Source organism: Massilia eurypsychrophila (assembly GCF_002760655.1).
In the GTDB taxonomy this organism is placed as follows: Bacteria; Pseudomonadota; Gammaproteobacteria; order Burkholderiales; family Burkholderiaceae_D; genus JAFCUW01.
This window is the reverse complement of sequence record NZ_PDOC01000090.1, coordinates 1-566: the sequence shown is the minus strand read 5'-3', so window position 1 is coordinate 566 and position 566 is coordinate 1. Positions and strand designations below refer to the sequence as shown.

General features: G+C 65.0%; 1 protein-coding gene. It reads right to left on the bottom strand.

What is annotated here, in order from left to right; genetic code table 11:
* Positions 1 to 566: DUF4331 domain-containing protein (locus CR105_RS27495; protein ID WP_143752839.1), on the bottom strand; the 566-nt coding region annotated here is incomplete at both ends.

Genomic DNA, 566 nt, shown 5'->3' with positions numbered 1-566 from the left:
GCGCCCATGGCAACGCGCAGCGACAGGTCGGTGACGTCGTCGGCTGGACGGCGGCCGTTCGGGAAGCCGGCATTGTCGCCGGCGGCTACGCCGAGCGGACTCTGCGTAGCGACCGGACGCGGCGCGATCGTCGTGTTCAGGCGCAGCATCTCGGAAGCGACCACTGCCTTAGGCTGGTTGACGCCCTCGATTCCTTTCAGGAACACCGTGACCAGGTCGGTACGCGGGAAGTTGGTTGGCGCCGGCGCCGATGGGAACAGCGTCTGCACCACGGCCGGCAATACCGGATTGGTCACGTAGTCGATGAACTGGCCATCATCCTTTGGTTTAGAGGCGTTGAACTTGTCCTTGTCGTCCAGACCGATGACCACTTCGTTCACCAGCGGCATGCCGACGCGCGACACCTGCGACCAGGCGCCGCCTTCCTTGGAGGCGTTGTTGATGCCGGTTTTTGGTGCTGGATTGAGCAGGCGGCCCTGGCGCAGGCTGGCGGTGGCGTAGGCGCCAATGACCGGCTCGGTGCCGTTGGTCAGGCAGGCGATCGGCACTTCGATGGCGATCGAGCT